The 23,518-nt window shown below is 72.4% G+C and carries 22 protein-coding genes; 15 read left to right on the top strand and 7 right to left on the bottom strand.

Going from position 1 to position 23,518, the window contains the following annotated elements; all coding sequences use genetic code 11:
- Positions 1–9: 9 nt before the first annotated feature.
- A complete protein-coding gene (locus tag OV079_RS01365) occupies positions 10–354 on the bottom strand; it encodes a hypothetical protein (RefSeq protein WP_267765775.1) in 345 nt (114 codons plus the stop codon).
- Positions 355–788: 434 nt separating this feature from the next.
- On the opposite strand from OV079_RS01365, the gene OV079_RS01360 reads away from it, so the two are divergent.
- On the top strand, positions 789–1,373 hold the full coding sequence (locus OV079_RS01360) for a HutD/Ves family protein (RefSeq protein ID WP_267765774.1): 585 nt from the start codon (positions 789–791) through the stop codon (positions 1,371–1,373).
- Between the two features lie 4 nt (positions 1,374–1,377).
- On the opposite strand, the gene OV079_RS01355 is transcribed toward OV079_RS01360, so the two are convergent.
- Positions 1,378–3,198, bottom strand: a complete 1,821-nt coding sequence (locus OV079_RS01355) for a glycoside hydrolase 5 family protein (protein ID WP_267765773.1) — start codon at positions 3,196–3,198, stop codon at positions 1,378–1,380.
- Positions 3,199–3,610: 412 nt separating this feature from the next.
- On the opposite strand from OV079_RS01355, the gene OV079_RS01350 reads away from it, so the two are divergent.
- The gene (locus OV079_RS01350) at positions 3,611–4,369 is read left to right on the top strand and encodes an MBL fold metallo-hydrolase (RefSeq protein WP_267765772.1); all 759 of its coding nucleotides are present in this window, start codon (positions 3,611–3,613) and stop codon (positions 4,367–4,369) included.
- 47 nt (positions 4,370–4,416) lie between these two features.
- Here OV079_RS01350 and OV079_RS01345 read toward each other — a convergent pair whose 3' ends face one another.
- Complete coding sequence (locus OV079_RS01345) at positions 4,417–5,208, bottom strand: hypothetical protein (RefSeq protein WP_267765771.1); 792 nt, start codon at positions 5,206–5,208, stop codon at positions 4,417–4,419.
- Positions 5,209–5,574: 366 nt separating this feature from the next.
- A complete protein-coding gene (locus OV079_RS01340) occupies positions 5,575–6,516 on the bottom strand; it encodes a GmrSD restriction endonuclease domain-containing protein (protein WP_267765770.1) in 942 nt (313 codons plus the stop codon).
- Between the two features lie 837 nt (positions 6,517–7,353).
- Between OV079_RS01340 and OV079_RS01335 the strand changes: the two genes are divergently transcribed.
- The 8 genes from OV079_RS01335 (at position 7,354) to OV079_RS01300 (ending at position 14,539) form a co-directional block, all read left to right on the top strand.
- Positions 7,354–7,764, top strand: a complete 411-nt coding sequence (locus tag OV079_RS01335) for a hypothetical protein (protein ID WP_267765769.1) — start codon at positions 7,354–7,356, stop codon at positions 7,762–7,764.
- A gap of 17 nt (positions 7,765–7,781) precedes the next feature.
- A complete protein-coding gene (locus tag OV079_RS01330) occupies positions 7,782–8,384 on the top strand; it encodes an RNA polymerase sigma factor (RefSeq protein WP_267765768.1) in 603 nt (200 codons plus the stop codon).
- A complete protein-coding gene (locus OV079_RS01325) occupies positions 8,381–9,364 on the top strand; it encodes a hypothetical protein (RefSeq protein WP_267765767.1) in 984 nt (327 codons plus the stop codon). The genes OV079_RS01330 and OV079_RS01325 overlap by 4 nt, the downstream gene beginning before the upstream one ends.
- A 41-nt stretch (positions 9,365–9,405) precedes the next feature.
- Positions 9,406–10,644, top strand: coding sequence for a DUF4215 domain-containing protein (locus tag OV079_RS01320; RefSeq protein WP_267765766.1), 1,239 nt, complete (start codon positions 9,406–9,408; stop codon positions 10,642–10,644).
- 388 nt (positions 10,645–11,032) lie between these two features.
- Entirely contained in the window at positions 11,033–12,151 is a 1,119-nt protein-coding gene (locus OV079_RS01315; protein ID WP_267765765.1) for a PAS domain-containing protein, read from the top strand.
- Between the two features lie 221 nt (positions 12,152–12,372).
- Positions 12,373–12,513 carry a hypothetical protein gene (locus tag OV079_RS01310; protein WP_267765764.1) on the top strand — a complete coding sequence of 47 codons (141 nt, stop codon included), beginning with the start codon at positions 12,373–12,375 and terminating at the stop codon, positions 12,511–12,513.
- 28 nt (positions 12,514–12,541) lie between these two features.
- Positions 12,542–13,345: a M57 family metalloprotease gene (locus tag OV079_RS01305; RefSeq protein WP_267765763.1), complete on the top strand. Its 804-nt coding sequence runs from the start codon at positions 12,542–12,544 to the stop codon at positions 13,343–13,345.
- A gap of 261 nt (positions 13,346–13,606) precedes the next feature.
- Positions 13,607–14,539, top strand: a complete 933-nt coding sequence (locus tag OV079_RS01300; RefSeq protein ID WP_267765762.1) for a protoglobin domain-containing protein — start codon at positions 13,607–13,609, stop codon at positions 14,537–14,539.
- A gap of 93 nt (positions 14,540–14,632) precedes the next feature.
- On the opposite strand, the gene OV079_RS01295 is transcribed toward OV079_RS01300, so the two are convergent.
- From OV079_RS01295 to OV079_RS01285, 3 genes are all read right to left on the bottom strand, one after another.
- Complete coding sequence (locus OV079_RS01295; protein ID WP_267765761.1) at positions 14,633–17,551, bottom strand: serine/threonine-protein kinase; 2,919 nt, start codon at positions 17,549–17,551, stop codon at positions 14,633–14,635.
- A 141-nt stretch (positions 17,552–17,692) separates the two neighbouring features.
- A complete protein-coding gene (locus tag OV079_RS01290) occupies positions 17,693–18,439 on the bottom strand; it encodes a dihydroneopterin aldolase (protein ID WP_267765760.1) in 747 nt (248 codons plus the stop codon).
- Positions 18,436–19,164 (bottom strand): SDR family oxidoreductase, encoded by a 729-nt coding sequence (locus tag OV079_RS01285; protein ID WP_267765759.1) that lies wholly within the window; start codon positions 19,162–19,164, stop codon positions 18,436–18,438. The genes OV079_RS01290 and OV079_RS01285 overlap by 4 nt, the downstream gene beginning before the upstream one ends.
- 197 nt (positions 19,165–19,361) lie before the next feature.
- On the opposite strand from OV079_RS01285, the gene surE reads away from it, so the two are divergent.
- The 5 genes from surE to OV079_RS01260 all read left to right on the top strand — a co-directional run bounded on the left by surE (position 19,362) and on the right by OV079_RS01260 (position 23,495).
- Positions 19,362–20,120 (top strand): 5'/3'-nucleotidase SurE, encoded by a 759-nt coding sequence (gene surE / locus OV079_RS01280; protein ID WP_267765758.1) that lies wholly within the window; start codon positions 19,362–19,364, stop codon positions 20,118–20,120.
- Positions 20,121–20,217: 97 nt separating this feature from the next.
- A complete protein-coding gene (locus OV079_RS01275; protein WP_267765757.1) occupies positions 20,218–20,445 on the top strand; it encodes a hypothetical protein in 228 nt (75 codons plus the stop codon).
- Between the two features lie 18 nt (positions 20,446–20,463).
- Positions 20,464–21,006 carry a hypothetical protein gene (locus OV079_RS01270; protein WP_267765756.1) on the top strand — a complete coding sequence of 181 codons (543 nt, stop codon included), beginning with the start codon at positions 20,464–20,466 and terminating at the stop codon, positions 21,004–21,006.
- A gap of 625 nt (positions 21,007–21,631) precedes the next feature.
- Positions 21,632–22,501, top strand: coding sequence for a hypothetical protein (locus OV079_RS55465; protein WP_267765755.1), 870 nt, complete (start codon positions 21,632–21,634; stop codon positions 22,499–22,501).
- Positions 22,502–22,541: 40 nt separating this feature from the next.
- On the top strand, positions 22,542–23,495 hold the full coding sequence (locus OV079_RS01260) for a pectin acetylesterase-family hydrolase (protein ID WP_267778428.1): 954 nt from the start codon (positions 22,542–22,544) through the stop codon (positions 23,493–23,495).
- Positions 23,496–23,518 lie beyond the last annotated feature (23 nt).

The raw sequence follows: 23,518 nt of genomic DNA, 5'->3' as shown, positions 1-23,518 counted from the left end.
AAGGACATCTCACAGCCCGCGCACGAAGCGATCGATCCGCCGCAGCGCCTCGGCCAGCTCGCCCTCCGTGCCGGGCGTCCGGAGCACCTCCGACCACTCCCGCGTGTTGCTGAAGCCGCCGGTCGGCATGCCGATCGTGTGACCGAGCTCGTTGTCGACGATCGTGGCCGCGAACGTCTCCATGCCGCCGCGCACGTCGAGCGCGAGCCGCTGATTCTTGACCGGCGAGAACGCCTCGCGCCGCGCGGTCTTGTCCCAGATCTCCGCGAACAGGCGCACCCGCGGCTCCGCCGTCCCGAGCGGCCCCGCCGCGGCCGCCGGCTCGCTCGCGGGCGCTGAAGGGGTGGGCGTCACGGTCGCGGTCCTCTCGGGTTTGCACGCCGGCGCGACGACACCGAGGACGACCGTCGCGATTGCGAGGCATCGTGTCATGTCGAGTGCGATGATAGGCGCGGCGAGGCAGCGCGCGGCAACCGCCATTTGTCCGTCTCCCCGCAATCGCGGCGCAATGGCACCACCCGGCGGCCGCACCGCCGCGCCTCCCTGCGGCGAGCGGCAATATGGCGAGTCCGCCGCCGCGCTCCGGCGCCCGCTCCGCGCAATCATGTGTCCCCGGCGGTCGGGGATCTGCACGCGCGCCGCTCCCTCTTGACGCCGCGCGCCGGCGCTGCTGCGCGTCCGGGTCGTCGACTCGCGCCGCCGCCTCGCGATCGGCCCCGCCTTTTCGCCTGCAGAACCCCCCCAGCCACCCGATACGAGCCTTCTCAGCCTCGTGATACCCTGCCGGCGTGAGCGACCCGACCCCGCACCCCGGCATCGTCCTCGTCCCTCGCGCGGCGCAGCGGCGCGTGCGATGGAAGAACGACGGCGGCTGGACCACCGAGCTGGCGGTGTGGCCCGAGGGCGCGAGCGAGTTCGACTGGCGGGTCAGCGTCGCCGAGGTCGACGCCGACTGCACCTTCTCGCACTTCCCCGGCGTCGATCGCAGCATCCTCGTGCTCGCGGGCGCCGGCTTCGACCTCCACGTCGACGGCGAGGCCCCGGCGCACCTGCGCCTCGGCGGCCCGGCCCACGCCTTCTCCGGCGATCGCAGCGCGACCTGCACCCTCGCCGGCGGCCCCACCCGCGACTTCAACGTCATGTCCCGCCGCGGCCGCGTCCGCCACGCCCTCGCGCGCTCGCAGGCGCCGACGACCCTCGAGCGGCGCCCCGGCCTGACTTGGGTCGTCTACGTCGCCGCGGGCGAGACCACCATCGCCGGCCTCACCGCGGCCGCCGGCGATTGTGTCATCCTTTCAAAGGATGTCCCCGGGGACATGTCCCCTGTCACCCTCGCCGGCGACCTCGTCCTCGTCCGCCTCGAAGACGCGTGATCCGTCACAGCTTCGTCACCGTCACCGAGCGGATGCTGTACTGGCTGTGCTGCGTCGAGTCGGAGTCGAACGCGAAGTTGTAGCCCCACTTGCCGACGAACTGCGGATCGTCGATGTCCCAGGTCTTGGTGACCCAGTCCTCGCCCTCCGGGATCGTGTACCAGGCGCCGGTCGACTTGTAGCCGTCCACTCCCTCGTACTTGAGGTTGAATCCTGCCGACTGGGCGCCGTTGCGGCGCAGCACCGCCTCGATCCGGAGCGGCGCCGTATCGTAGGACATGAAGTTGGGATCGACCGTGAACGACTGCGCGGGGCGGCTGCCGATGTCGCGCGCCGGCACCCCGTCGATCGTCACCAGCTTGGCCTCGCCGAGCGGGTGCAGCCCGCTGTCGCCGTCGGCCGCCGAATACGTGATCGACGGCGCATCCGTGAAGTCGCCGCCCCACGGGAACGGCTGGGTGCGGTTGGCGATCGCCTCGGCCAGCAACTCCTCGGCCACGCCCACGAAGATCATCGGCGCCCCGGTCAATGCGTACACCGTCGCCTCGGAGGCCTCGCCGGTGCGCGGGTCGACGATCTGCACCGGCGCGGGGAACGTCAGGTCGACCGTCAGCTTCGGCCGCGCCCACGCCACCATCGTCGGGCCCTCGTCGGTGGCGAACACGAAGCCGTGGTATTGCCCGTCCGGCACCAGCCAGCCGCGGTATTTGGGGAGCGATCCGAGCCGCGCCACCAATGTCGTCATCGCCGTGTACGACAGCCGCGGCTCGTCGTCGCCGGTGAGGAGCCCGAACGGCCCGGAGTCGCCGTCGCGCCCCTCGAACCAGTGGACCCGCGTCACCCCCTGCGCGATCGCCATCGTGTACGCCTTTATCAAAGTGTTCGCCTGCTGCTCCGGCGTGATCTCGGCCGTCACCGGTTGCCCGATCTCCGTAAACCACACCGGCGCGTCTGCGTTGTCCGGGTCGCGCGCCGCCAGCATCTTGCGCAGCGTCGGCACGATGCTCATGTACTCGGCCTCCCAGCCGTCGTCCACGAGGCCCAGGATCTCGTACGGGTGCACCGTGACGTAATCGAAGTGGCCCGCCGCGCCGGCGAGGATTGTCTGCTCGAGCCAGTTGACGTGGTTGCTCTGGGCCGCGAGCCCGACCTGCACCGCCGGGTCGACCGCCTTGACCGCGTCGTAGGCGGCCTGAACGATCGTCGCGTAGGCGGCCGGCGACTTGTTCTCGGTGAAGTTCGGCGGCTCGTTCCAAACCTCCCAGTGGTACACGCGGCCGAGCGTCTTGCCGAGCAGGGTGGTGATGAAGTCCGTCCAGCCCGGCAGGTCGTCGACCGGGAACGTCCCCGGCGACTGCTTGGAATAGTAGAGGATCCCCGCGACCTGCCAGCCGTTGGCCTCCGCGGTGTCGAGTCGCGCCTCCGGGTCGGAGTTGTCGATCCCACGCAGCCACGTCACGCCGGTCGCTGCGATCGGCGCGGCCCAGACGTCGAGGATCTGCGACGACGAGTGCGAGCTGGCGATGCCCCACGGGCTCTCGACCGGATCGACGAAGCCTCCGGTGTCCTCCCCGGTCGACGTGCTGTCGGTCCCCGTCGTCGCCGTCGTCGTCGAACCGCTCGCGGTCGTCGGCTCTCCGCTGCTCGTGGTCGGCGCGCCGGTCTGCGTGCCCGTCGTCGGCCCGCCGTCGCTCGTGCCTGCGCTCGTGCCCGTGCTCGTGCTCGCCGGTCCGCCCGTCGCGCCCGTGTCCCCGCCGGCGTCGACGCAGCCCGCGAGGGCACACAGGAGCCAGGGAGCCAGGCGGAGCGCGTACGGGGCCGACATGCGGCGATGGTGGCCGGCGCCGACGGCCGCGTCCACCGTCGACGATCGCGGAGCCGTCGCCATCCCTCCCCGCGCTGGCAAATTCGCCGCGACACCCGGGCGAGCTCACGCCATTGACCACGCGAGGCCAAGACGCCCCGCGAGGGCGCACGAGGGCCGCAGGACGCTCCCCGACGCGACTGGCATGAATCCACCGAGCCGCCGCCGCGCGCCGCCGGGGCGCGTCTCACGGGTAGATGTCTCTCGGGACATGTCATTCGCTACACGCCGGTGTCGCACTCGCCTCGCCGAATCTGCCGGCGGTTCAGCGATCGCCTGCGTCGGCGGCGCGCAGCTCACGGCGTCGCCCGACTCGCATGATTCATCGGTCCGCGTGTTGCGATTCCGCGCCCGGCCGCGTATCCTCGCCACCATGCGCGCTCCTCTCCTCGTCCTCACGCTCGCCGCCTGCAGCCGCCCGTCGACCCCGACCGGCGCGGCGCCGGAGCCGACGCCCGCCGCAACGCCGGCGCCAGCGGGCGACGACGTGCTCGAGACCAGCGCCGGCCGCGTGCAGCTCCACCCGATCCACCACGGCACCGTGTACTTCACGATCGGCGACAAGGTGGTGTGGGTCGACCCGTGGTCCAAGGCCGACCTCACCGGGCCCAAGGCCGACCTCGTGCTCGTCACCGACATCCACCAGGATCACTTCGACGCCGCCGCGATCGCCACCGTGCGCAAGGACGACGCGCTGGTGATCGCGCCGGCGGTCGTCGCCGAGAAGTTCGCCGGCGCGGTGGTCCTCGCCAACGGCGAGGCACGCGACCTCGGCTTCGTCCGCGTCGAGGCGGTGCCGATGTACAACCTCGTGCGCGGCCCCGAAGAGGGCAAGCTGTTCCACGACAAGGGCCGCGGCAACGGCTACGTCCTGACGATCGGCGACCGCCGCGTCTACCTCTCGGGCGACACCGAGTGCACCCCCGAGATGAAGGCCCTGCGCGACATCGACGTGGCCTTCGTGTGCATGAACCTGCCCTATACGATGACCCCCGCCGAGGCCGCCGGGTGCGTCGCCGCCTTCAAGCCCAAGGTCCTCTACCCCTACCACTACCGCGACTCCGACCTCGACGAGCTCGACGCCGGCCTGGCCGGCAGCGGCGTCGAGGTCCGCCGCCGCGACTGGTACTGAAGCCGCGCGCCGCCCCGGCGCGGCGACGCTTCACGCGCGCGCTCGCATCAAACCCCGAGGCAGAGCTCGAGCGCGTCCTCGCATTGCTCGTGGATGCTGCACATCGGGCAGTTGCACTCGTGGCCCACCGTGTCCATCACCTGGTCCTGGCACGCCGAGAGCTCCTCGACGCTCACCCCGGGGTAGCAGCCGGCGAGCGCGGCCTCGCAGTCGCTGCCGACGCCGGGGTAGCAGCCGAGGAGCAGCAAGTGCCAGCAGTTGTCCCAGTCGAACGGATAGCCCCCCGCAGTGCAGGTGCAGAACGTCTCGCCGCAGCCGGGTCCGCCCTCGAACAGGCACTCGTGCGACACTTCGGCCGAACAGAAGCTCACGACGTCCGACGGCGCGAGCACCGGCGCACCGATCGGGTAACAGCTCGCGACCGCGTCGACGCACGCCTGCGTGACGTTCCAGTTGCCCTGGCCCGCGCACGCGTCGACCATCTCGCCGAAGCAGGTCTCATGGTCGAGGCCGACGCACCCCTCGGGCAGCTCCTCCGGTCCGCCGCTGCCCGCGCTCGTCGTGCCTGCGCTCGTCGTGCCCTCGCCCGCGCTCGTCGTGCCCTCGCCCGCGCTCGTCGAACCTTCCCCCGCGCTCGTCGTGCCGACACTCGTCGACCCTGCGCCCGTCGTGCCCTCGCCCGCGCTCGTCGAACCAGCGCTCGCAGTGCCCTCGCCCGCGCTCGTCGTGCTCTCGCCCGCCGTGCCCTCACCGAGGCTCGTCGACACCGACTCGCTACTATCACCTTCGCCCGACGAGGTCTCGTCCTGCGACAGCTTCGAGATCGTACAAGCACCCATCGATAGGAGCCCCGCAGCCAGGGCCGACACCAAGTTACGCACATGCATCATGTCTGCAATCCTTGCCGGCCCGACGCCTCGCGTCAAGCGACAGGCCATTCCGGCGACGCGTCCGAGCACCCTGCTCCGCCCCGGGCAGGCCCAGGAGCAGCGGTGCGGTCCGGCCCGACAGGCTGCGGCTCTCGCGTTCGAATCGCTCGTTTGCCGCAGGCCAGGGCCCCCTTCCGTGTTGCCCGGGCGAAACTGAGCCCCATTCTCGCAGCGTCCTCGACGCGTCGGGCGCCAGGACCGCGCGCCCAGCATTTCGAGCGCGACACCGACACGCAAAGACATGTCCAAAAGGACATGCTCACAAGGACATTCACATCACTCACACACGATCCCGTCGCCGTCGACGTCGCGATAATACTCGTACTCGCGATCGACCCCGCGACGATACGGCCCCGCGCCGTGGGCCCGCGCCTCCTTGCAGGTGCCGTAATCCGGGTCCGCCCCGCCGGTGGGCTTCGGGCCGCGCGTCGGCGCCTCGGTCTGCTTCGCCGTACGCGCCCCCGCCTCGGGCGCGTCGATCGGCCCGCCGCCCTCGGGCACCATTTCGTCGGGGCAGCCCTGCAGCACCTTCTTCATCGCCTCGCGCTCGTCCTCGGTGACCCACAGGCCGTACTTCGCCTTCACCGCGATCTGTCGCGCCACGTAGGCGCAGCGGTAGGCCGGGTTCGGCGGCAGCCACAGCGCAGCGTTGCTGCCGCCCTTGGCGCGATTGGCCGCAGCGCCGACCGCCAGCAGGTTGAGCGGATCGTTGGCCAGCGCGAGCCGCCGCGCCGGCTGCCACCCGGCCGCGCCGGTCGCCCACGCGTCGGCGAGCGCGACCACGTGATCGATGTCGACCGCCGGTCCCCCGCCGCGCAAGAACTCGACGTGCTTCGCGGTGTACGGATCCTCGAGCTCGCCCGCCGTGACCACGCAGGGGCGCCTGGCCGGCTCGAGGCGGACCTCTTGCAAGTCGCGGCGCAGGATGTCGTCGCGCGTGTCGCAGCCGTTGCGGTCGACGTCGGACCACGCGTGTCCGAACTGCTCGCGCGCGTAGCCGGGCCGGGCCTCGCGCGGCCGCACCGGGAGCGAGGCCAGGAGCGGCGCCGCCAGCCGCCCTCCCGGCGTCTCGCTCGCCTCTGCGGCCCCGCCGTCGCCGCGGCTCGCCGTCATCGCCGCGGGCAGGTAACCGGTGTGCGTCGCCGATTCGCCGGGCACGCAGCCGAGGAGCAGCGAGACGACGAACGCGGCGAGCGGGACACGCGGAGGCGCAGGCACGGCCGGACCCTCGCCGACCGGCGCCGGGCCGTCCAATTTTCGCCGAGGCCGCGGCGCCCGTGCGGGGCAATCTCGCGCCATTCGCCGCGGACCGCGAATCATCGCATCCGCGCCCGCAATCATGGCACCGTGGCGACGAATCGTGCCTGTCCCGGGACCCGCGCCGCTCGCGGGGCGCGTGAGCGGCGGATGGCGGACTGCGATACACTCGCGGCGTGCACCGGCTGTTCGCGGCTCTGGCGCTGGAGCTGGCCCCGGCCGCGCCCGACGAGCTCCTGCGGTGGGACGCGCCGGCCGCGTGTCCCTCGCGCGAGGCGCTGGGGCGGGCCGTCGCCGCCGATCTCGGGCGCCCGCTCACGCCCGCCGACGCCGCAGCCGTGACCGCCCGCGCGACCGCGCGGCGCCGCCCCGACCGGCGCTGGGAGCTGGGGCTCATCCTCGAGCCGCGCGACGCTCCTCCCGTCGCCCGCACCGTCGTCGCCGAGCGCTGCGAGCTGTTGGTCGACGCCGCCGCATTGATGATCGCGGTGGTGATCGATCCGGAGCTGCTCGCCGGGCCTCCTCTCACCGCCGCGCCCGCGACGCGCGAGCTCGGCGACGTCCCGCTGGCCGTCCCCGTCGTCCGCGAGCTCGCCCCCCGCCGCGCCCGCACGCCTTCCGGCCGCACCCGCGAGCGCGCCCGCCCCCGCGCCCGCGCCCGCCCCCGCGAGCCCGCTCGAACCCGCGAGCCCACCCCCGCTGCGGGCCAGCCTCGCGGTCGCCACCGGCCTCGACGTCGGCGCCCTGCCTCGCCCCGCGCCCGGCTTCATGGTCCGCCTCGGCCTCCTCGCTCGCCGCGTGCGCGCCGAAATCGGCGCCGTCCACTGGCCCTGGCAATCGGTGCGCGTCGCGGGCACCGGCAGCGGCGGCGACCTACGGCTCACCGCCGCGCAGCTGGCCGCGTGTCCGCGCCTGGCGCTGCGTCGGGTCGAGTTCCCGGTGTGCGCCGGCCTCGAGATCGGGGCCATGCACGGGCGCGGCGTCGGCGTGACCACCCCCACGGCCGACCGCGTGGTCTGGCTGGCCGCGCTGGCCGACGCCCGCGTGCAATGGGTCCCCGTCCCGCGGCTCGCGCTCGGCCTCCAGTTTGGCCTCGCCGCCCCGCTGCTGGCCGCGCGGTTTCGCCTGCGCGGCCAGGACGACGACCTCCACCGGGCCGCGCCGGTCGCCTTCCGCGGGGCGTTTGCGATCGAGCTGCGTTTTCCCTGACAGATCGGCCGGCCTCGTTGCATCACGGGAGCATCCCTCCGGTCCTCGCCCCACCGGCCGCCCTCGGCGACCCCGCCTCGCGCGCCCACGACGGCCAGCAAACCGCCGCCTTGCCGGCCGTGGCCGAGCTGTTCCGCGACCACTACGAGTTCGTGTGGCGCCTGACCGGCCGCCTCGGCGTCCCCGCGGCCGTGGTCGACGACGCCGTCCAGGACGTGTTCGTCGTCCTCCACCAGCGCCGCCACGAGTTCGCCGTCCGCGGCTCGGTGCGCGCCCTGCTCTACGGCATCACGCGTCGGGTCGCCCGTCGTTATCGCGAGCGGGCCGCGCGGCACGTCGAGCTCGTCGACGACCCGCGCGAGCCCGCCGGGCCCGGCCTCGACGAGGAGCTCGCGCGCCGCCAGGCCGCCGCCGTGCTGCGCGACGCCCTCGCCGGCATCGACGAGGACAAGCGCATGGCCTTCGTGCTCGCCGACATCGAGGGCATGCCCATGCCCGAGGTCGCCGAGTGCCTCGAGATCAACCTCAACACCGCCTATTCGCGGGTCCGGGTGGCCCGGCAGCTGTTGCAGCGAGCGATCGCCCGCCACCACGCCCGCGCGCACCGGAGGACCCCGTGATCGAACCACTCGACGACGAGCTGCGCCGCCTCGTCGGCGCCCTGCGCGAGGTCGACCGGCCCGGCGACGCCGCCCGCGCGAGCACCTGGGCCGCCATCGACGCCCGCCTCGCCGCCGCTCCGACCCCGCGCCGGACCGCGGCCCGCGTCTCGTGGCCATTGGCCGCCCTCGCCGCCGCCCTCGTGCTCGCCCTCGGCCTCGCCGCCGCGACCGCCTGGCGCGAGGCCGAACGAGCCGGCGTCGAGGCCGTCGACCAGCATTCGCCGGACTCGACGCCGCGAGCCGTCGAGCCGCGCCCGCTCCGCGCGGTCGAGACCTCGCGGTCCGTGACGGGCGAGAGGCCCGGCGAATCACCCCAGTCCGAATCACCAGGAGCCGCCTCGCCCGAATCAATTCAGGCCGACGCGCCCGAATCACTCCCCCATCCCTCACAGCTCGCCTCGCCCGAATCATCACAGCCCGACTCGCCCGAATCACACCCCCATTCGTCGCCCACCGGCTCCCCCGAATCACTCGCCCATTCCCCGCCACCCGGCTCCCCCGAATCACTCGTCCATTCCTCGCCACCCGGCTCGCCCAAATCACGGCCCGATCCCTCACCGCCCGCCTCGCCCGAAGCCTCCGACCCGTCCGGCCCCCACGCCTCGCCGGGCCTCGAGCCCGCGCGCCCCGCCTCGCCCTCGCGGCGCCGCCCGGCGGACAGCCCCTCGCTGCGCCCCGAGGAGGTCGCCTCGTTCCAGCGCGCCCAGGCGGCCCTCGCCGCCGGCCGCTACGACGACGCCCTCGACGCCCTCGACGCCCACGGCCGGCGCTTCGCCGGCGGCCTCTTCGAAGAGGAGCGCCAGGTCTCGCGCGCCACGGCCCTGTGCAAGCTGGGCCGCGTCGACGCCGCCCGCGACGCTCGCCGCCGCTTCCTGCGCGAGCGTCCCGGCTCGCACCTCGCCGAGCGCATGCGCCAGATCTGCCGCGACGACGAATAGCCTCACAGATCGGTCTGCGAGCCTGCATCTCGAGCGATGACATGACCTTCTCCTCGCGCCTGACCTCCAACCTCTTCCTCTCGACCCTGCTCGCCTTTGCGATCGGCGCCTGCGATCAGCAGCCCGGCGACCTCGGCCAAATGACCGACGGCGACGAAGCGCAGTGCGGCGACGCCATCGTCCAGCCCGGCGAGCAATGCGACGATGGCAACGCCGTCGACGGCGACGGCTGCACCGCCAATTGCACCCTCGAGAATCAACCCGCCTGCGGCGACGGCATCCTCCAGCCCGGCGAGCAGTGCGACGACGGCAACGCCCAGGCCGGCGACGGCTGCACCGCCAATTGCACCCTCGAGAATCAGCCCGCCTGCGGCGACGGCCTCCTCCACGACGGCGAGCAGTGCGACGACGGCAACGCCATCGACGGCGACGGCTGTACCGCCAATTGCACCCTCGAGGGCCAGCCCGCCTGCGGCGACGGCCTCCTCCAGCCCGGCGAGCAGTGCGACGACGGCAACGCCGTCGACGGCGACGGTTGCACCGCCAATTGCACCCTCGATGACCAGCCCCTGTGCGGCGACGGCGTCGTCCACCCCCTCGAGCAGTGCGACGACGGCAACGCCGTCGACGGCGACGGCTGCACCACCACCTGCATGCTCAAGGGCCAGGGCGTCTGCGGCGACGGCATCCTCCACGACGGCGAGCAATGCGACGACGGCAACGCCGTCGACGGCGACGGCTGCACCGCCAATTGCACCCTCGAAGGCCAGCCCACCTGCGGCGACGGCGTCGTCCAGCCCGAGAACGGCGAGCAGTGCGACGACGGCAACGCCGTCGACGGCGACGGCTGCACCACCACCTGCATGCTCGAGGGCCTGGGCGCCTGCGGCGACGGCATCCTCCACGACGGCGAGCAGTGCGACGACGGCAACTTCCAGGACGGCGACGGCTGCACCGCCAATTGCACCCTCGAGGGCGTGGGCCTGTGCGGTGACGGCGTCGTCCACCCGCTCGAGCAGTGCGACGACGGCAACGCCATCGACGGCGACGGCTGCACCACCACCTGCATGTTCGAGGGCGCCTGCGGCGACGGCGTCCTCCAGCCCCCCGAGCAGTGCGACGACGGCAACTTCCAGGACGGCGACGGCTGCACCGCCAATTGCACCCTCGAGGGCCAGCCCCTGTGCGGCGACGGCGTCGTCCAGCCCGGCGAGCAGTGCGACGACGGCAACGCGCAGAACGGCGACGGCTGCACCGTCACCTGCCTGCTCGAAGGCTGAACCCGCCTTCGCAGATCGGCTGTCCAGTTAAATCCGCAAACCTTCGGCCGGCCGCGCGGAGCGCTCGACAACGAGCGAGGCGCGACCGTCGCCGATGAATCCCTCTTCAGGTGTAGCTCATCGCCTCGCGTGCTACTTCGATGCTCGCCGCCCGTCGCCCCGAATGTCGCGTCCGCCGCCCTGCCCTCGGCAATGGGGACACTGCGTCGCGACCGAAATCACGGGCTCCCTCGCGGCCGTCGTCGATTCATCGGTGATTCACCGGCGCGCGCCGCAGTGATTCATCGCAGCGTCGGCGCTCTCGCGGTGCGACGACCGCCGCGGCTCAATTCGCGGACTTTCGACAATCGTGAGCCGACGTGCTTCACTGCCGCCATGCACACGCCTGGTGAAGAGGGGGACGGCGGTCGCCCACCGCGTGCCGTTCGTGCTCGTCGGCTTCGACCGCGACCTGCGGGTCTCGGACTGGAACGAGCGCGCCGAGCGGCAGTTCGGCCGCAGCGCCGCCGACGCCCGCGGTCACGGCGTCGCCGAGCTGCTGCCGCTGGCCAGCGGCGACTGGCGCGACCTGTGGACCGAGCGCGACGACGTCCCCCCGGTGTGGCTGGAGCACGCCGACGGCCGCACCTGGGAGTGGACCGTCGCGCCGGTGCGCCAGGGCGACCGTGTCGTCGGCGTCGCCTGCTACGGCGCCGACGTCACCGCCCGCGCCACCACCGCCCGCGAGGCCGAGCTCGAGCACGTCATGCTGCGCGTGCTGGTCGACAACCTCCCGCTGGTCGTATGCGCCTACGCCTCCGACGGCACCTACCTGTACGTCGGCGGCCAGGGCCTCGCCGCCACCTCGCTCACGCCGGAGCAGATGATCGGCCAGAACCCGCTCGTGATGTTCGCCGACAACCCCGACTCGGTGCAGTTCATCCGCCGCGGCCTCGAGGGCACCCCGACCCGCATGACGATCGAGTCGCTCGGCCGCTGGTGGGACAGCTGGCACATCCCCGCCCCGCCCGACAACCGCGCCGCCCTGGTCAGCATGTCGCTCGACGTCACCGAGTCGCACGCGCAGGAGCGCGAGCTGCGGGCCAAGCTCGAGCTGATCGAGCGCCAGCAGCGGGTGATCCGCGAGCTCTCGACCCCGATCATCGAGGTGTGGGAGGGCGTGCTGGTGATGCCGATCATCGGCCTCGTCGACAGCATGCGCACCTCCGAGATCATGGACAGCCTGCTGCAGAGCCTCGGCCGCATGCGGGCCAAGTTCGCCATCCTCGACCTCACCGGCATCGAGGTCGTCGACACCGCCACCGCCAACCACCTGATCGCCATGATCCGCGCCGCCCGCCTGCTCGGCGCCGAGGGCATCCTCACCGGCATCCACCCCGGCATCGCCCAGACGATCGTCACCCTCGGCGTCGAGCTGCGCGACTTCGTCGTCCACGCGACCCTGCGCCAGGCCCTCAAGCACTGCCTCGCCGCGATGGACGGCCCTCGCAGACCGTCCGGCAAGTAGCTCCGCTCGCTCGCCCACGAGCGCCGCGAGTCGCGCCCCTGCACGGCTCGCCGCCCGGCCGCGCCCCTCCCGTGGCTCGCGCGGCCCGCTGCGCACATGCAGCGGGCGCATCGCACATGTCCGCGAGGCTAGAACACGTAGCAGCCGGTTCGGGGCCGCGCCGCGATCGGGGAGGCGCCCCCACGACCGATCTCACGAGGCGGTCGTCGAATCATGGGACCATGACCTTGGATTTCGTCAGCGACCGCCAATTCGTCGCTCTGATGATTCTCCGAATGGCCCCTGTCGACGCGATGTCCATGAATGCCGACAGCCTGGACGGGCGAAGAAAGGCCCTTGAAGACGAGGACGATCACTCGTAGGTTCGTGCCTCGAAAACCAGGAGTCACCATGATGTTGCGGAAGGCGTGTGTGGTATCGACGATGTTCCTGTTCGCCTGCGGTGAATCGGAGGTCCTCGACGGGGCGGAGCTCGAGACGGTCAATCAGGAGATCGTCGACAACCTGCTGGCCGCGGGCTACCCGGACAGCGAGATCGAGGTCGGCGACGACGGCGTGGTCATCGTCGGCGGCGACGCGGTCGTCACCCTGGCGGCCTCGCGCGAGATGATCGGCCTCGACGGCCACGACGACCACCACGGCGACACCCAGTTCCGTCAGTACCGGACGACCAACCTGGTCGCCCCCGACGTCGCCGTCATCTGCGTCGACGGCTCGGCCTACACCGGGACGCTGGGCGCCGCGCTCGACAAGGCGATCGCCAATTACACCAGCCTGAACCTGTCGTTCGACATGGTGCGGACGAACGGCTCCGACGCCGGCTGCGACGCCGAGATCGTCATGACCGCCAAGGGCGGCGCCGGCGGCTCGTCGGGCTTCCCGGAGGGCGGCCTCCCATACCACACGGTCAACGTCGGCAAGTCCACCGCCAACTACGGGCTCGCGGTCGCCACCCACGTCATCACCCACGAGCTGGGTCACTGCATCGGCTTCCGCCACACCGATTACTACAACCGCGCGATCAGCTGCGGCACCGGCGGCAACGAGGGCGACGCCGGGGTCGGCGCGATCCACATCCCCGGCACGCCCACCGACGCCGTCCTCAACGGCTCGGTCATGAACTCGTGCTTCAATCAGGGCAGCACGGGCCAGTGGACGCCCGGCGACCTCACCGCGCTGAACGCTCTGTATTGACGGCACGCCGGCCGCGCGAGACCCGGCGCCCGCAGCGGCGCCGCGGACGTGCCCACCCGCGCGCAGCTCGATGATCGCCGACGAAAGCTGACGAAAGGTCATTGTGCGGGGCCGTGAGGCCTTCGTGTACGTGCACCGCCGCGAGTGCGACGATCGGCGGTCGGGCGCCTCGCGCGCCGGCAATCGCGGCACGACGCCACGCGAATACGACCGCAAGCGGTACGCGCAAAAGCCGGGCCGAATCTGCTATCGTCCCTGCGAATGACACGTGACCTGCTCCCGGCCCCGGCGCTCCGGGCCCGCATCGATTTCGACGAGCACGAGCTGGCGACCCGGCGCGCCTACTTCGAGATCGAAGACGCCGACCTCGAGCGACTCGGGCGCCTGGGGCCGTTCGCCCAGAAGCACATGGACGACGTGGTGGAGGACTTCTACCGCCTGCTCCTCGGCCACGCCGCGCCGCGCGGCTTCTTCGCGGACGAGGCCACCATTCGCCGCGTCAAGCGGCTGCAGCGCGACTACTTCGTGCAGCTGTTCGCCGGGCGCTGCGACCTCCAGTACGTCGAGGATCGCCTGCGGGTCGGCGCGGCCCACGAGGCGATCGGGATGCAGCCGCGCTGGTACATCGGCGCCTACCGGCACTACCTCTCGATCCTCCACGACAAGCTCTTTCACGACTTCCCCGATCCGGCCGAGGCGAGCGCGATTCATGCGAGCCTGCTCAAGCTCGTGATGTTCGACGTGTCCCTGGCCATCGACGCGTACATCGCCGCGAACCTCGAGACCATCGGCCGCCACCAGGCCGCGCTCCGCGAGCTCTCGACGCCGATCGCCAAGCTCCACGATGGCGTCCTGCTGCTGCCGCTGATCGGCGCCCTCGACGCCCAGCGCGCGCAGCAGGTGATGGACGCGGTGCTCCTCCGGCTCGTCGAGGAGCACGCGAAGGTGATGATCCTCGACATCGCCGGCGTGGCCGCGGTCGACGGCCGCGTCGCCGACCACCTGGTCCGGACGATCGCCGCCATGCGCCTCGTCGGCGCCCAGGCGATCCTCACCGGCATCAGCCCGCAGGTGGCGCGCACGCTCACCGAGCTCGGCGTCGACCTCGGCGCGGTGCCGACGCTGGCGCACCTGCAGGAGGGCATCGAGCTCGCCCTCGCGCTGACCGGCAAGCAGATCGCCGAGCGCGCCTGAGCACCGAGGCGCACGGCGGGTCCGCAGGAGCCGGCCCCCGGGCGATTCATCGCTACATGTCCTATGAAAAGACATGTCCTCTCGGACATGCCATCATTCCATCTTCGCCAGCAGCGCCTCGACCTTCACGCGCACCTTGCGGGAGTGCGGGTCGTCCGGCAGCTCGGCGCGGGCCGCCTCCGCCAGCGCGCGGGCCCGCTCGGGCGTGCGCCGCAGGGCCACCAGGGCCGCAGCGATCAGGTAGCGGGCCTCCGCGCGAGCGCTGGCCTGCTCGGGCAGCGACTCGACCAGCGCCAGCACCCGCTCGGCCAGAGCCAGCGCCTCCTCCGGCTGCCCGCGCCCCAGCGCCGCGCGGGCCAGACCGACCAGCGGGTGCGTCAATTCGACGTGCTCGGGCCCGTAGGCCTTCTCCCACAGCGCCAGCACCCGGGCGAACCGCGACGCCGCCTCGTCCGGTCGCTCGCGGTCGAGCGCGATGAGCCCCAGGTTGTTGAGCGGCGAGCCGAGCTCCGGGTTGTCCTCGCCGAGCGCGGCCGTCGAGATCGCCAGAGCGCGGGTGAACAGCGGCTCGGCGTCGTCGAGCCGCCCTTCGTTCTGGGCCAGCACGCCGAGGAAATTCAGCGGGTACGCGACATCGGCGTGCGCGGGCCCCAGCGCCTGCTCGAAGCTCGCCAGCGCCGCCTCGCCGCCGCGCCGCGCCGCCTCGCGATCGCCGCGCAGCATGTCGATGTGGGCCACGTTGTAGCGGGTCTGCGCGACCAGGAAGTGCTGCGGCCCGAGCGTCGCCTCGCGCAGCTCCAGCGCCGCCACCATCTCGCGGCGGGCCGTCTCGTAGTCGCCGGCGTCGGTGGCCAGGTTGGCGAGGTTCATCCGCGCCGCCGCGACCGACGGGTGACTCTCGCCCAGCACCCGCGACGCGAGCTCCAGCCCGCGGGTGAACGCCGCGCGGGCCTCGTCCTGGCGCCCAAGCTCGCGCAGCGCCGAGCCCAGGCTGCCGTCGAGGTTGGCCACGCCGGGGTGGTCGGGGCCGTGGGCCGTCACGAACAGCGCGCGCGCCTCCGCGAGCGCGACCACGGCCGCCGCCACCTGCCCGTCGGCCCACAGCGCCTGCGCCGCGGCGTTGCGGGCCCGCGCGCGCAGCGACGGCGACGCCGGCAGCAGCTGCACCGCCGCCGCCATCGCCCGCGACCAGTGCAGCGCCTCCTGCGGCCGCCGCAGGCTGGTCGCGGTCAGCCGCGTCAGCGCCACCCAGGCCCGCGCGTGGCCCTCGAGGTCGCGCGCCGCCGCGGACGCCTCGATCGCCGCCTGCAGCCGGGTCTCGCCGGTCGCCGGATCGCCGGCCATCACCGCCAGCTCGCCGGCGGTCCGCAGCGCGTCGCCGACCAGCGGCGGGTGGCCCAGCGCCTTGCTGTCCTCGAGGACAGCTTCTGCCAGGCGTCGACCCTCGGCGTAGCGACCGAGCTCGAACATGCTGTCGACCTCGGCCAGCCGCCCGTGCAACGCGTCGACCGCGGCGCGCTCGGCTGGATCGGTCGGCGGCGGTACTGCGGCCAGGAGCGCGTCGACGTCGCCGCAGGCCGCCACCGGGGTCAACGCCGCGGTCGCCTGGATCGCGCGGTCGGCCGCCTCGGCGTCGGCGGCGACGAACTGCTGCGCCAGCGCGTCGACCTCGCGCAAGCGCTGGCCCAGGCAGCGCATGCGCAGGTCGAGCAGGCTGTCCGACTGCTCGCCGCGCGCGTGCGTGGCCAGGCAGGCCTCGCGGTGCATCGCCGTCCACGCCTGTCCGTACTGCTCGAGCGCCGCCAGCACGCGCGTCGCGGTGCCGCTCGCGTGGGCCCGGCCGGTGGCCAGCAGCGCGGCCCTCACCTGCTCCGCGCGCGCCGCCGGCCACACCTCGGTCCAGCGCGCCTCGCCCACGGCGCAGCGATCGGCCTGCTCGCCCGTCAGCGCCAGCGCCAGCGCCACGCCCGTGACCGCCGCCAGCGCGCCGCCGATCCACCACCGCCGCCGACGCGCCCGCGGATCGTCGGCCAGCGCCGCCAGCAACGCGTCCATCGACGGCCAGCGCTCCTCCGGCGCCGCCCGCAGCCCGCGCAGCAGCAGGCGATGGAGATGCCCCGGCACCGCCGCGCCGCGCGGAGGCGGCCGCACGTGCCCGCTCACCACGTCGTGGGCCAGCTCGACCAGCGTCTCGCCGGCGAACGGCCCCTCGCCGTAGACCGCCTCCCACAGCGACACGCAGAACGAGAACTGATCGCTGCGCGCGTCGGTGGCCTGGCGGTGGAACTGCTCCGGCGACATGTACGCCGGCGTGCCGAGCATCCCGCCGGTGCGCGTCAGGTCGAGCGACAGCAGCGACCGCTGCAGCTCCGGCGCCTCGTCCCCCGCCTGCGGCTCGAGCGTGCCGTGGCTGCGCGCCAGGCCGAAGTCCATCACCCGCACCCGCCCGTCGCGCCCGATCATGATGTTGTCGGGCTTGATGTCGCGGTGCACCAGCCCGCACGCGTGGGCCGCCGCCAGCCCGCGCCCGGCCGCCGCGAACACCTCGACGATCTCGGACACCCCGCGCCGCTGGTCCGCCAGCCACTGCGTCAGCGTCCAGCCGTCGACGTGCTCCATCGCCACGAACACGCGATTGTCGTGGGTGCCGACGTCGTACACCGCGACCACGTTCGGGTGCTGCAGCTTCGCCAGCGCCTGCGCCTCGCGCTGCAGCCGGCCGCGCGCCAGGTCGGCGCTGGTCGCCGCGCCGGCCGCCGCGTGCCACAGCTTGATCGCCACCTTGCGATCGAGCTCGGGATCGTACGCCGCGTAGACCACCCCCATGCCGCCGGCGCCGAGCGGCCCGAGCACGAGGTAGCGGCCGAGCGCGGCCCCTCGCTGCAGCCGCACCGGTTCTCGCGGCCCCGCGCCGCCTCCGGTCGCCACGGTGGCCGCCAGGGGATCGTGGGCCTCGCCCGGGAGCGTCGCGCCGAGCGAATCGTCGGCGATCGTGGTGTCGTGGCCCTTCACTCGACCCAGGGTACGCCGACCGGCCGCCAACTGATCGATCGAACCTGACGCGCGCCTCCGCGCGGGCGCCCGCGGCGCCGGAGAATCACATGTCCCTCAAGACATGTCCTTCACGCCATCCCGAACCTCGCCCGCGCCGGCTCAGAAGAACCGCATCGGCTCGGTGCGCGTCAGCGCCTCGATCGGCACGTCCACCTCGACCTCGTCGGTCGGGATGAACGCCGGCCGGTCGATGCACAGGAAGCTCTGCTCGATGTCGGTGACGTTCTCGTAGCGGTGCGGGAACCCGCGCGGCCACGTGTGCGCGGTGCCGGCGACCACCGGCGCGCCCTGCAAGAGCAGGCCGTCGCCGAGCACCAGCTCCGTCTCGTCGAGGTGGTGGTGGACGTGCGTCGGCAGCACCGTGTGCGGGTGCAGGCGCTCGCGGTACACCCCGGACTCGCGCGTCTCGAACACCACGTCGACGTAGCCGAACGACTTCGTCTCGGTCACGAACTCGAGGTCGCCGCGCTCGCGGTGGATCTCGAGCGTCGGCACCGCCGCGCCCGACAGCGCCACCAGCTTCGACAGCCGCACGTCGACCGCCTCGACCTGCGGCCGCGGCACGTCCGCGCTCGGCGGCAGCAGGATCCACGCGGCGACCGCCTCGGCCGCGCTCTCGAGCAGGCGGAAGCGGGCCGCCACCATCACGAAGCGCAGCTCGCCGAGCAGCCGCGAGTAGTCGAGCGTGCTCGTCAGGCGCCCGTCGCGGGCCGCCGTGCGCGTGTCGAGGTGCAGCGTCACGTCGAGCCGGACCGGCTGCGGCGTGTTGCGCTCGTAGCCGAACAGGCCGACGATGCAGTCGAAGCGCATGTCGTGGAGAGAGAGGCGATCGAGGGTTCGGGTCATGCTACCGACAGTCCTCCGTCGACGCGCAGCGTCTGGCCGGTGACATAGGGGGCCGTGGCGAGGAAGACCACGGCGCGGGCGATGTCCTCCGGCGAGCCCTCGCGGCGCAGCGGCGTGCGCCGGAGGATGTCTTGCCGCTGCTCGTCGGTCGTCTCGCCGGCCATCGCCACCGGGCCGGGCGCGACCGCGTTGACGCGCACCTGCGGGCCCAGCTCGAGCGCCCAGGCGCGCGTCAGCTGCTCTAACGCCGCCTTGCTGGCGAGGTAGTGCGAGAACGCGTGCGTCGTCGTGTACGGGTGCGACACGGCCATGTCGGTGATGTTGACGACGCAGCCCGGGGCCGCCGCGCGCAGGCACGGCAGCAGCGCCTGGGTCAGCAGGAACGGCGCGCGCAGGTTGACCGCCAGCATCGCCTCGAGGCGCTCGCGCGTGATCGCCTCGAACGCCACGTGCTCGTAGCTGGCCGCGTTGTTGACCAGCAGGTCGAGCGCCGCACCGCGCTCGCGGACCTGCGCCGCCAGCTCCGCGGGCCCGTCCGGATCGGCGAGGTCGGCCACCGCGATCCAGGCCTGGCGCCCGGCCTCGCGCAGCGCCTGCACCAGCGCCTCGGCCTCCGCGAGCGAGCGGCGGGTGTGCACGACCACGTCGAACCCGGCCGCCGCCAGCGCCTTCGAGGTCGCCGCGCCGAGGCGCACGGCGCCGCCTGTGACGAGCGCGAGGGGCACCGCGCTCGTATACACCCGAGCCCCTGCGCGTGCGACTCGCCGCCGCGTGCGCCCCCTCGCGGCGACCGACTCGCGCCGGTGCAGCCGCCCCCGCGAAGGACAGGGCGCGACGCGCTGCGGCTCGCGCTCGTCGTCGCGTCTCGGGCCCGGGCCGCCGCCCCTGCCGCGCTCGCCGGCCCGCGTTACAATGTCGGCCGATGCGGCTCCTGCTCAGCAACGACGACGGCTACCTCGCCCCCGGCCTGGCGGCGCTCCATCAAGCCTTGAAGCCGCTCGGCGAGATCACGGTCATCGCCCCCGAGCAGAATTGCAGCGGCGCCTCGAACTCCCTCACGCTGTGGCGCCCGCTGTCGGTCTACACCTCCGCCAACGGCTTTCACTACCTCAACGGCACGCCCACCGACTGCGTCCACGTCGCGCTCACCGGCATGCTCGACCACAAGCCGGACCTCGTGGTCTCCGGCATCAACAACGGCCAGAACATGGGCGACGACACCCTCTATTCGGGCACCGTCGCCGCCGCGACCGAGGGCTTCTTGTTCGGCGTGCCCTCGATCGCGTTCTCGCTGGCGCACCGCAATTGGGAGCACCTCGACGCCGCCGCGCGGGTGGCCGCCGACATCGTCGAGCACTTCGCCCGCCAGCCGCTGCCGGGCCACACCCTGCTGAACGTCAACATCCCCAACCTGCCCTACGAGTCGCTCGCCGACTGGCGGGTCACCCGGCTGGGCAAGCGTCATCCGTCGCAGCCCGCGATCCGTCAGACCAACCCGCGCGGCGAGCCGATCTACTGGATCGGCGCCTCGGGCGAGGCCTTCGACGCCAGCGAGGGCACCGACTTCCACGCGGTCGCGCACGGCTGCGTGTCGATCACGCCGCTCCAGCTCGACCTGACCCACACGCAGATGCTGCCGACCTTGCGCGAGTGGTTGCACGGCCGCCGCGGCGCGCCGTGAAGCCCGCCGCGAGGCCGCAGATCCGGGCCCTTCGGCCCGCCACAACACCTGTCCCAAAGACCTGGGATTCGAGCGCGAAGATCGGCTGCTGACGAAAATGCAGCGCATCGCCGGCGCAGGCGCAGAGACAGGCAAAAGCGACGACGAAGGCAGCAGCGCGACACTCGCCGGCCACGGCAGCTCCCCCGCCGCCCGCGCGCAACTGCCCACCATTCTTTTAGAAAAAATGGGGACCTACAGTTCCGGGTTTCAAGCCGAAGCAAGGCCCGCTCGTGCGTTCTGCCTGCAGAGGGTCGGCGATCTGTTCGCCTGCACGCGACGCTGACACGAGCAGATGACAACTTTGCGCCGCACCTTCCGCGTCGCCGCCTCCCCGGAACAGGTCCTCCAGTTCGCCAAGCTCAAGTTCGCCGGCGCAGACAACCGCGTGGCGCGGGTCCGTCTGCAGGGCACCTGGGGGGGCTTCTACCTCCTGCGCACCGCGGAGAACCTCCCGGAGCTCTCCGAGTGGGTCGCGGCGGCGCGCGTGCATGTCAGAGGCGCGGGGGACGGCACGATCGTGACGATCGAACACGCCGGGACGGTGATGCGCCGCAACGGCCGCCTGGAAAAGTGGGAGCCCCTCGCGCTGATAGCGACGGTCCTCGTGACGGCGACGCTGGAGCTTTTGGGCGGGCTCCTCCGGGGCCAACTGGAGTCGCTGATTGTCGGCCTCGTCTTCCTGATGTTGTTCGTGGGCCTCTCGCGGCCGTACGTCACCAACCACCGTCGCCGCGACGCGCACTTCGCCGAACTCTCCGGCGCTCTGGAGGAGGTCCTGGCCCCGCTCTCCGACCCCGAGATCGCCCCGATGGCCCTCCGCATCGCGGCTGAGTTTCTCAAGTAGCGGTTCCGACACGGTCGTCGCCGGACGGGCCTACCTCGACTGCGCCTATTTGCGACGCCTGCGCCGACCTGTGCGACATCGGCGGCGTCACGTGCGGTCCGTGAGCTTCGCGGTCGAGACATGTCCCCGGGGACATGTCATGCCATCGCGGTCCGGCGCGCCGGGCGCATCATCGCAGCACCTCACGTGCATGTTCAAAGAGACATGTCCCGAGTGCCATGACCGCTCCCCGTCCGGCGCTCGTCGGCCCGAGGAGCGAACGCCAGCCACGCGTCGATGGTCAGCAACCATATCAGCGCGGTCGCCGACCACCGGGCTCATGTACCCGCGCCACACGAGCGCGATCGCTTCTCGAAGCGAGGAGCTCCTGCGTCCGCGAGGACGCGTCCAGCACGGACGAGCTCGCTTGCGGCCTCGCGCACGCACGACTCCATGCCCCTGCACGAGCAGATGCATCGCCAACCGCGCGCACCCGAGCCCACCACGCCGCTCCGACTCCGCGAGCGAGGCCTCATGTCGATCTCCGCCCCCATCGCCCGCGACGTGCTCGTCGCCTGCGGCGCGCCGCTCCCTCGGACCCGCCCCGCTTGACCCGCTGCGAGCGTGCGGGCCAGTATCGCCGTTCATGGGTCCTCTCCGCGTCCTCCTCCCCGTCCTCCTGGCCGCCGCCTGCGACGGCGGACAACCTGGCCCTTCCAACATGCCCGCAGAGACATCCAAGACACCGCCCGCCGCCACCCCCGCCGACGCGCCCCCCGCAGCCGACGCGTCGTTGTTCGCCAGCAAGGACGGCCTCGTCGCCGCCCCGCGCCCGTCCGGCGACGGCTGGGATTGCGTCGAGCAGACCGCCGCCGAGCCCGGTCAGGAGACCACGCTCATCAAGTGTCGGCACACCGACAAGGCGCGCTTCTTCTTCCTGCTGGCCAAGGACTACGCGGTCCCGCCCGACCAGGTCCGCAGCGCCGAGCAGCTGGCGAACGAAGTGTTCCCTGCCACCTACCAGAAGCTGTTTCAGAAGTTCGAGGTCACCGAATCGAAGCCGACCACCCGCGACGGCAAGCCCGGGCACGAGCTGCGGATCTCCGCCGTCCACGCCAGCATGGGCGAGATCCGCAAGCGCGAGCTCGTCCACACCGCCGGCAACCACGTGTTCGTCGTCAGCGCCGAGGGCCTGCCGGACGTCTTCGACGCCGAGTCGGCCGCCATCGAGGCGTGGTTCGCCGGCGCCCGGTTCAGAATCTGCAATAGGGGCCCGCGGGCGCCGGTGACCTGTCCTTCGGGCCATGTCGTCGACGCCTCGCGCCCGGGCCGGCGGCCTCGGCTACGCTGCTCGCATGCTCCCTCGATCTGCCCCCAGATACCTGCTCGCCGCGCTCCTCGGCGTCGTCGCCTGCAACGCGACGCCGGGCGGCGGGCAGACCGACGGCGCCGGCGGCAGCTCGACCACCAGCACCGGCGGAGAAGCCACCAACGGCACCGACACTACGACGAATGAAGCCGGCACTGGCGACATTCACGGCCCCGTCGGCGAGTGGGTGTGGCACGACGTGCCCGGGGCGATCTGCGCCAACGGCACGCCGACCGGCCTCGGCGTCAATCAGGGCACCGGCGATCGCCTGGTGATCTACATGTCGGGCGGGAGCGCCTGCCTCGACGAGGGCTGCAGCATCGGCACCCCGTCGATGCGCAAGGACGGCGGCTTCGGGGCCACCGAGCTCGCCGCGTGCGTCGCGGGCGACTGCGACGGCTCGGTCACCTTCCCTGACAAGAGCATCTTCGATCGCGCCGCGGCGACGAACCCGTTCGCCGACGCCACGTTCGTCTTCATCTCGAACTGCGCCGGCGATTACTACGTCGGCGACAACGACCACGCCTTCCCGGGCTGGACCGCGCAGTTCCACGGCTCGCGCAACCAGCGACGCTTCGCCGCCGCGCTCGGGGCCTCGTTCCCTGCCGCTTCGCGCGTGATCTTGACCGGCGGCAGCGCCGGCTCGGTCGGCGCCATGCTCAACTACTGGCAATGGGTCGAGGCCTTCCCGGGCACGCGGATCGACCTCGTCTCGGACTCGTTCGCCTTCGTGTTCGCGGACGGGCCCGAGTGGCGCTACGAGCTCCACGACCCGCAGGTGCCGCCCGGCTGCACCACCTGCGCCCCCGACTACCGCACCGTCTACGAATTCAACGCGGGCCTCGCCCCGGACTCGCGGATCGCCGTGCTCGACTCCGAGAACAACTGGACCCTCGATCTGGTGACCGGCTATCAGTACACCGCGGGTCTCGAGGCCCTGCAGACCCGCCTCGACGACCTCCCCAACCTCCGTTACTACGTCGCCAACGGCAACGAGCACATCTTGCTGCAGCACCCGCTCGACAGCGACGCGATCGTCGTCGAGCGCGACGGCGAAGAGCCGCAGCGCCTGTCCGAGTTCCTCGCGCACATGCAGGGCGACGATCCGGCGTGGGCCAGCATGACGTGTCTGGAGCCGTGACCGGCGCTCACGAGGGCGACCGC

It is taken from the genome of Nannocystis pusilla (assembly GCF_026626665.1).
In the GTDB taxonomy this organism is placed as follows: domain Bacteria; phylum Myxococcota_A; class Polyangia; order Nannocystales; family Nannocystaceae; genus Nannocystis; species Nannocystis pusilla.
This window is presented reverse-complemented; position numbering and strand designations above follow the sequence as displayed.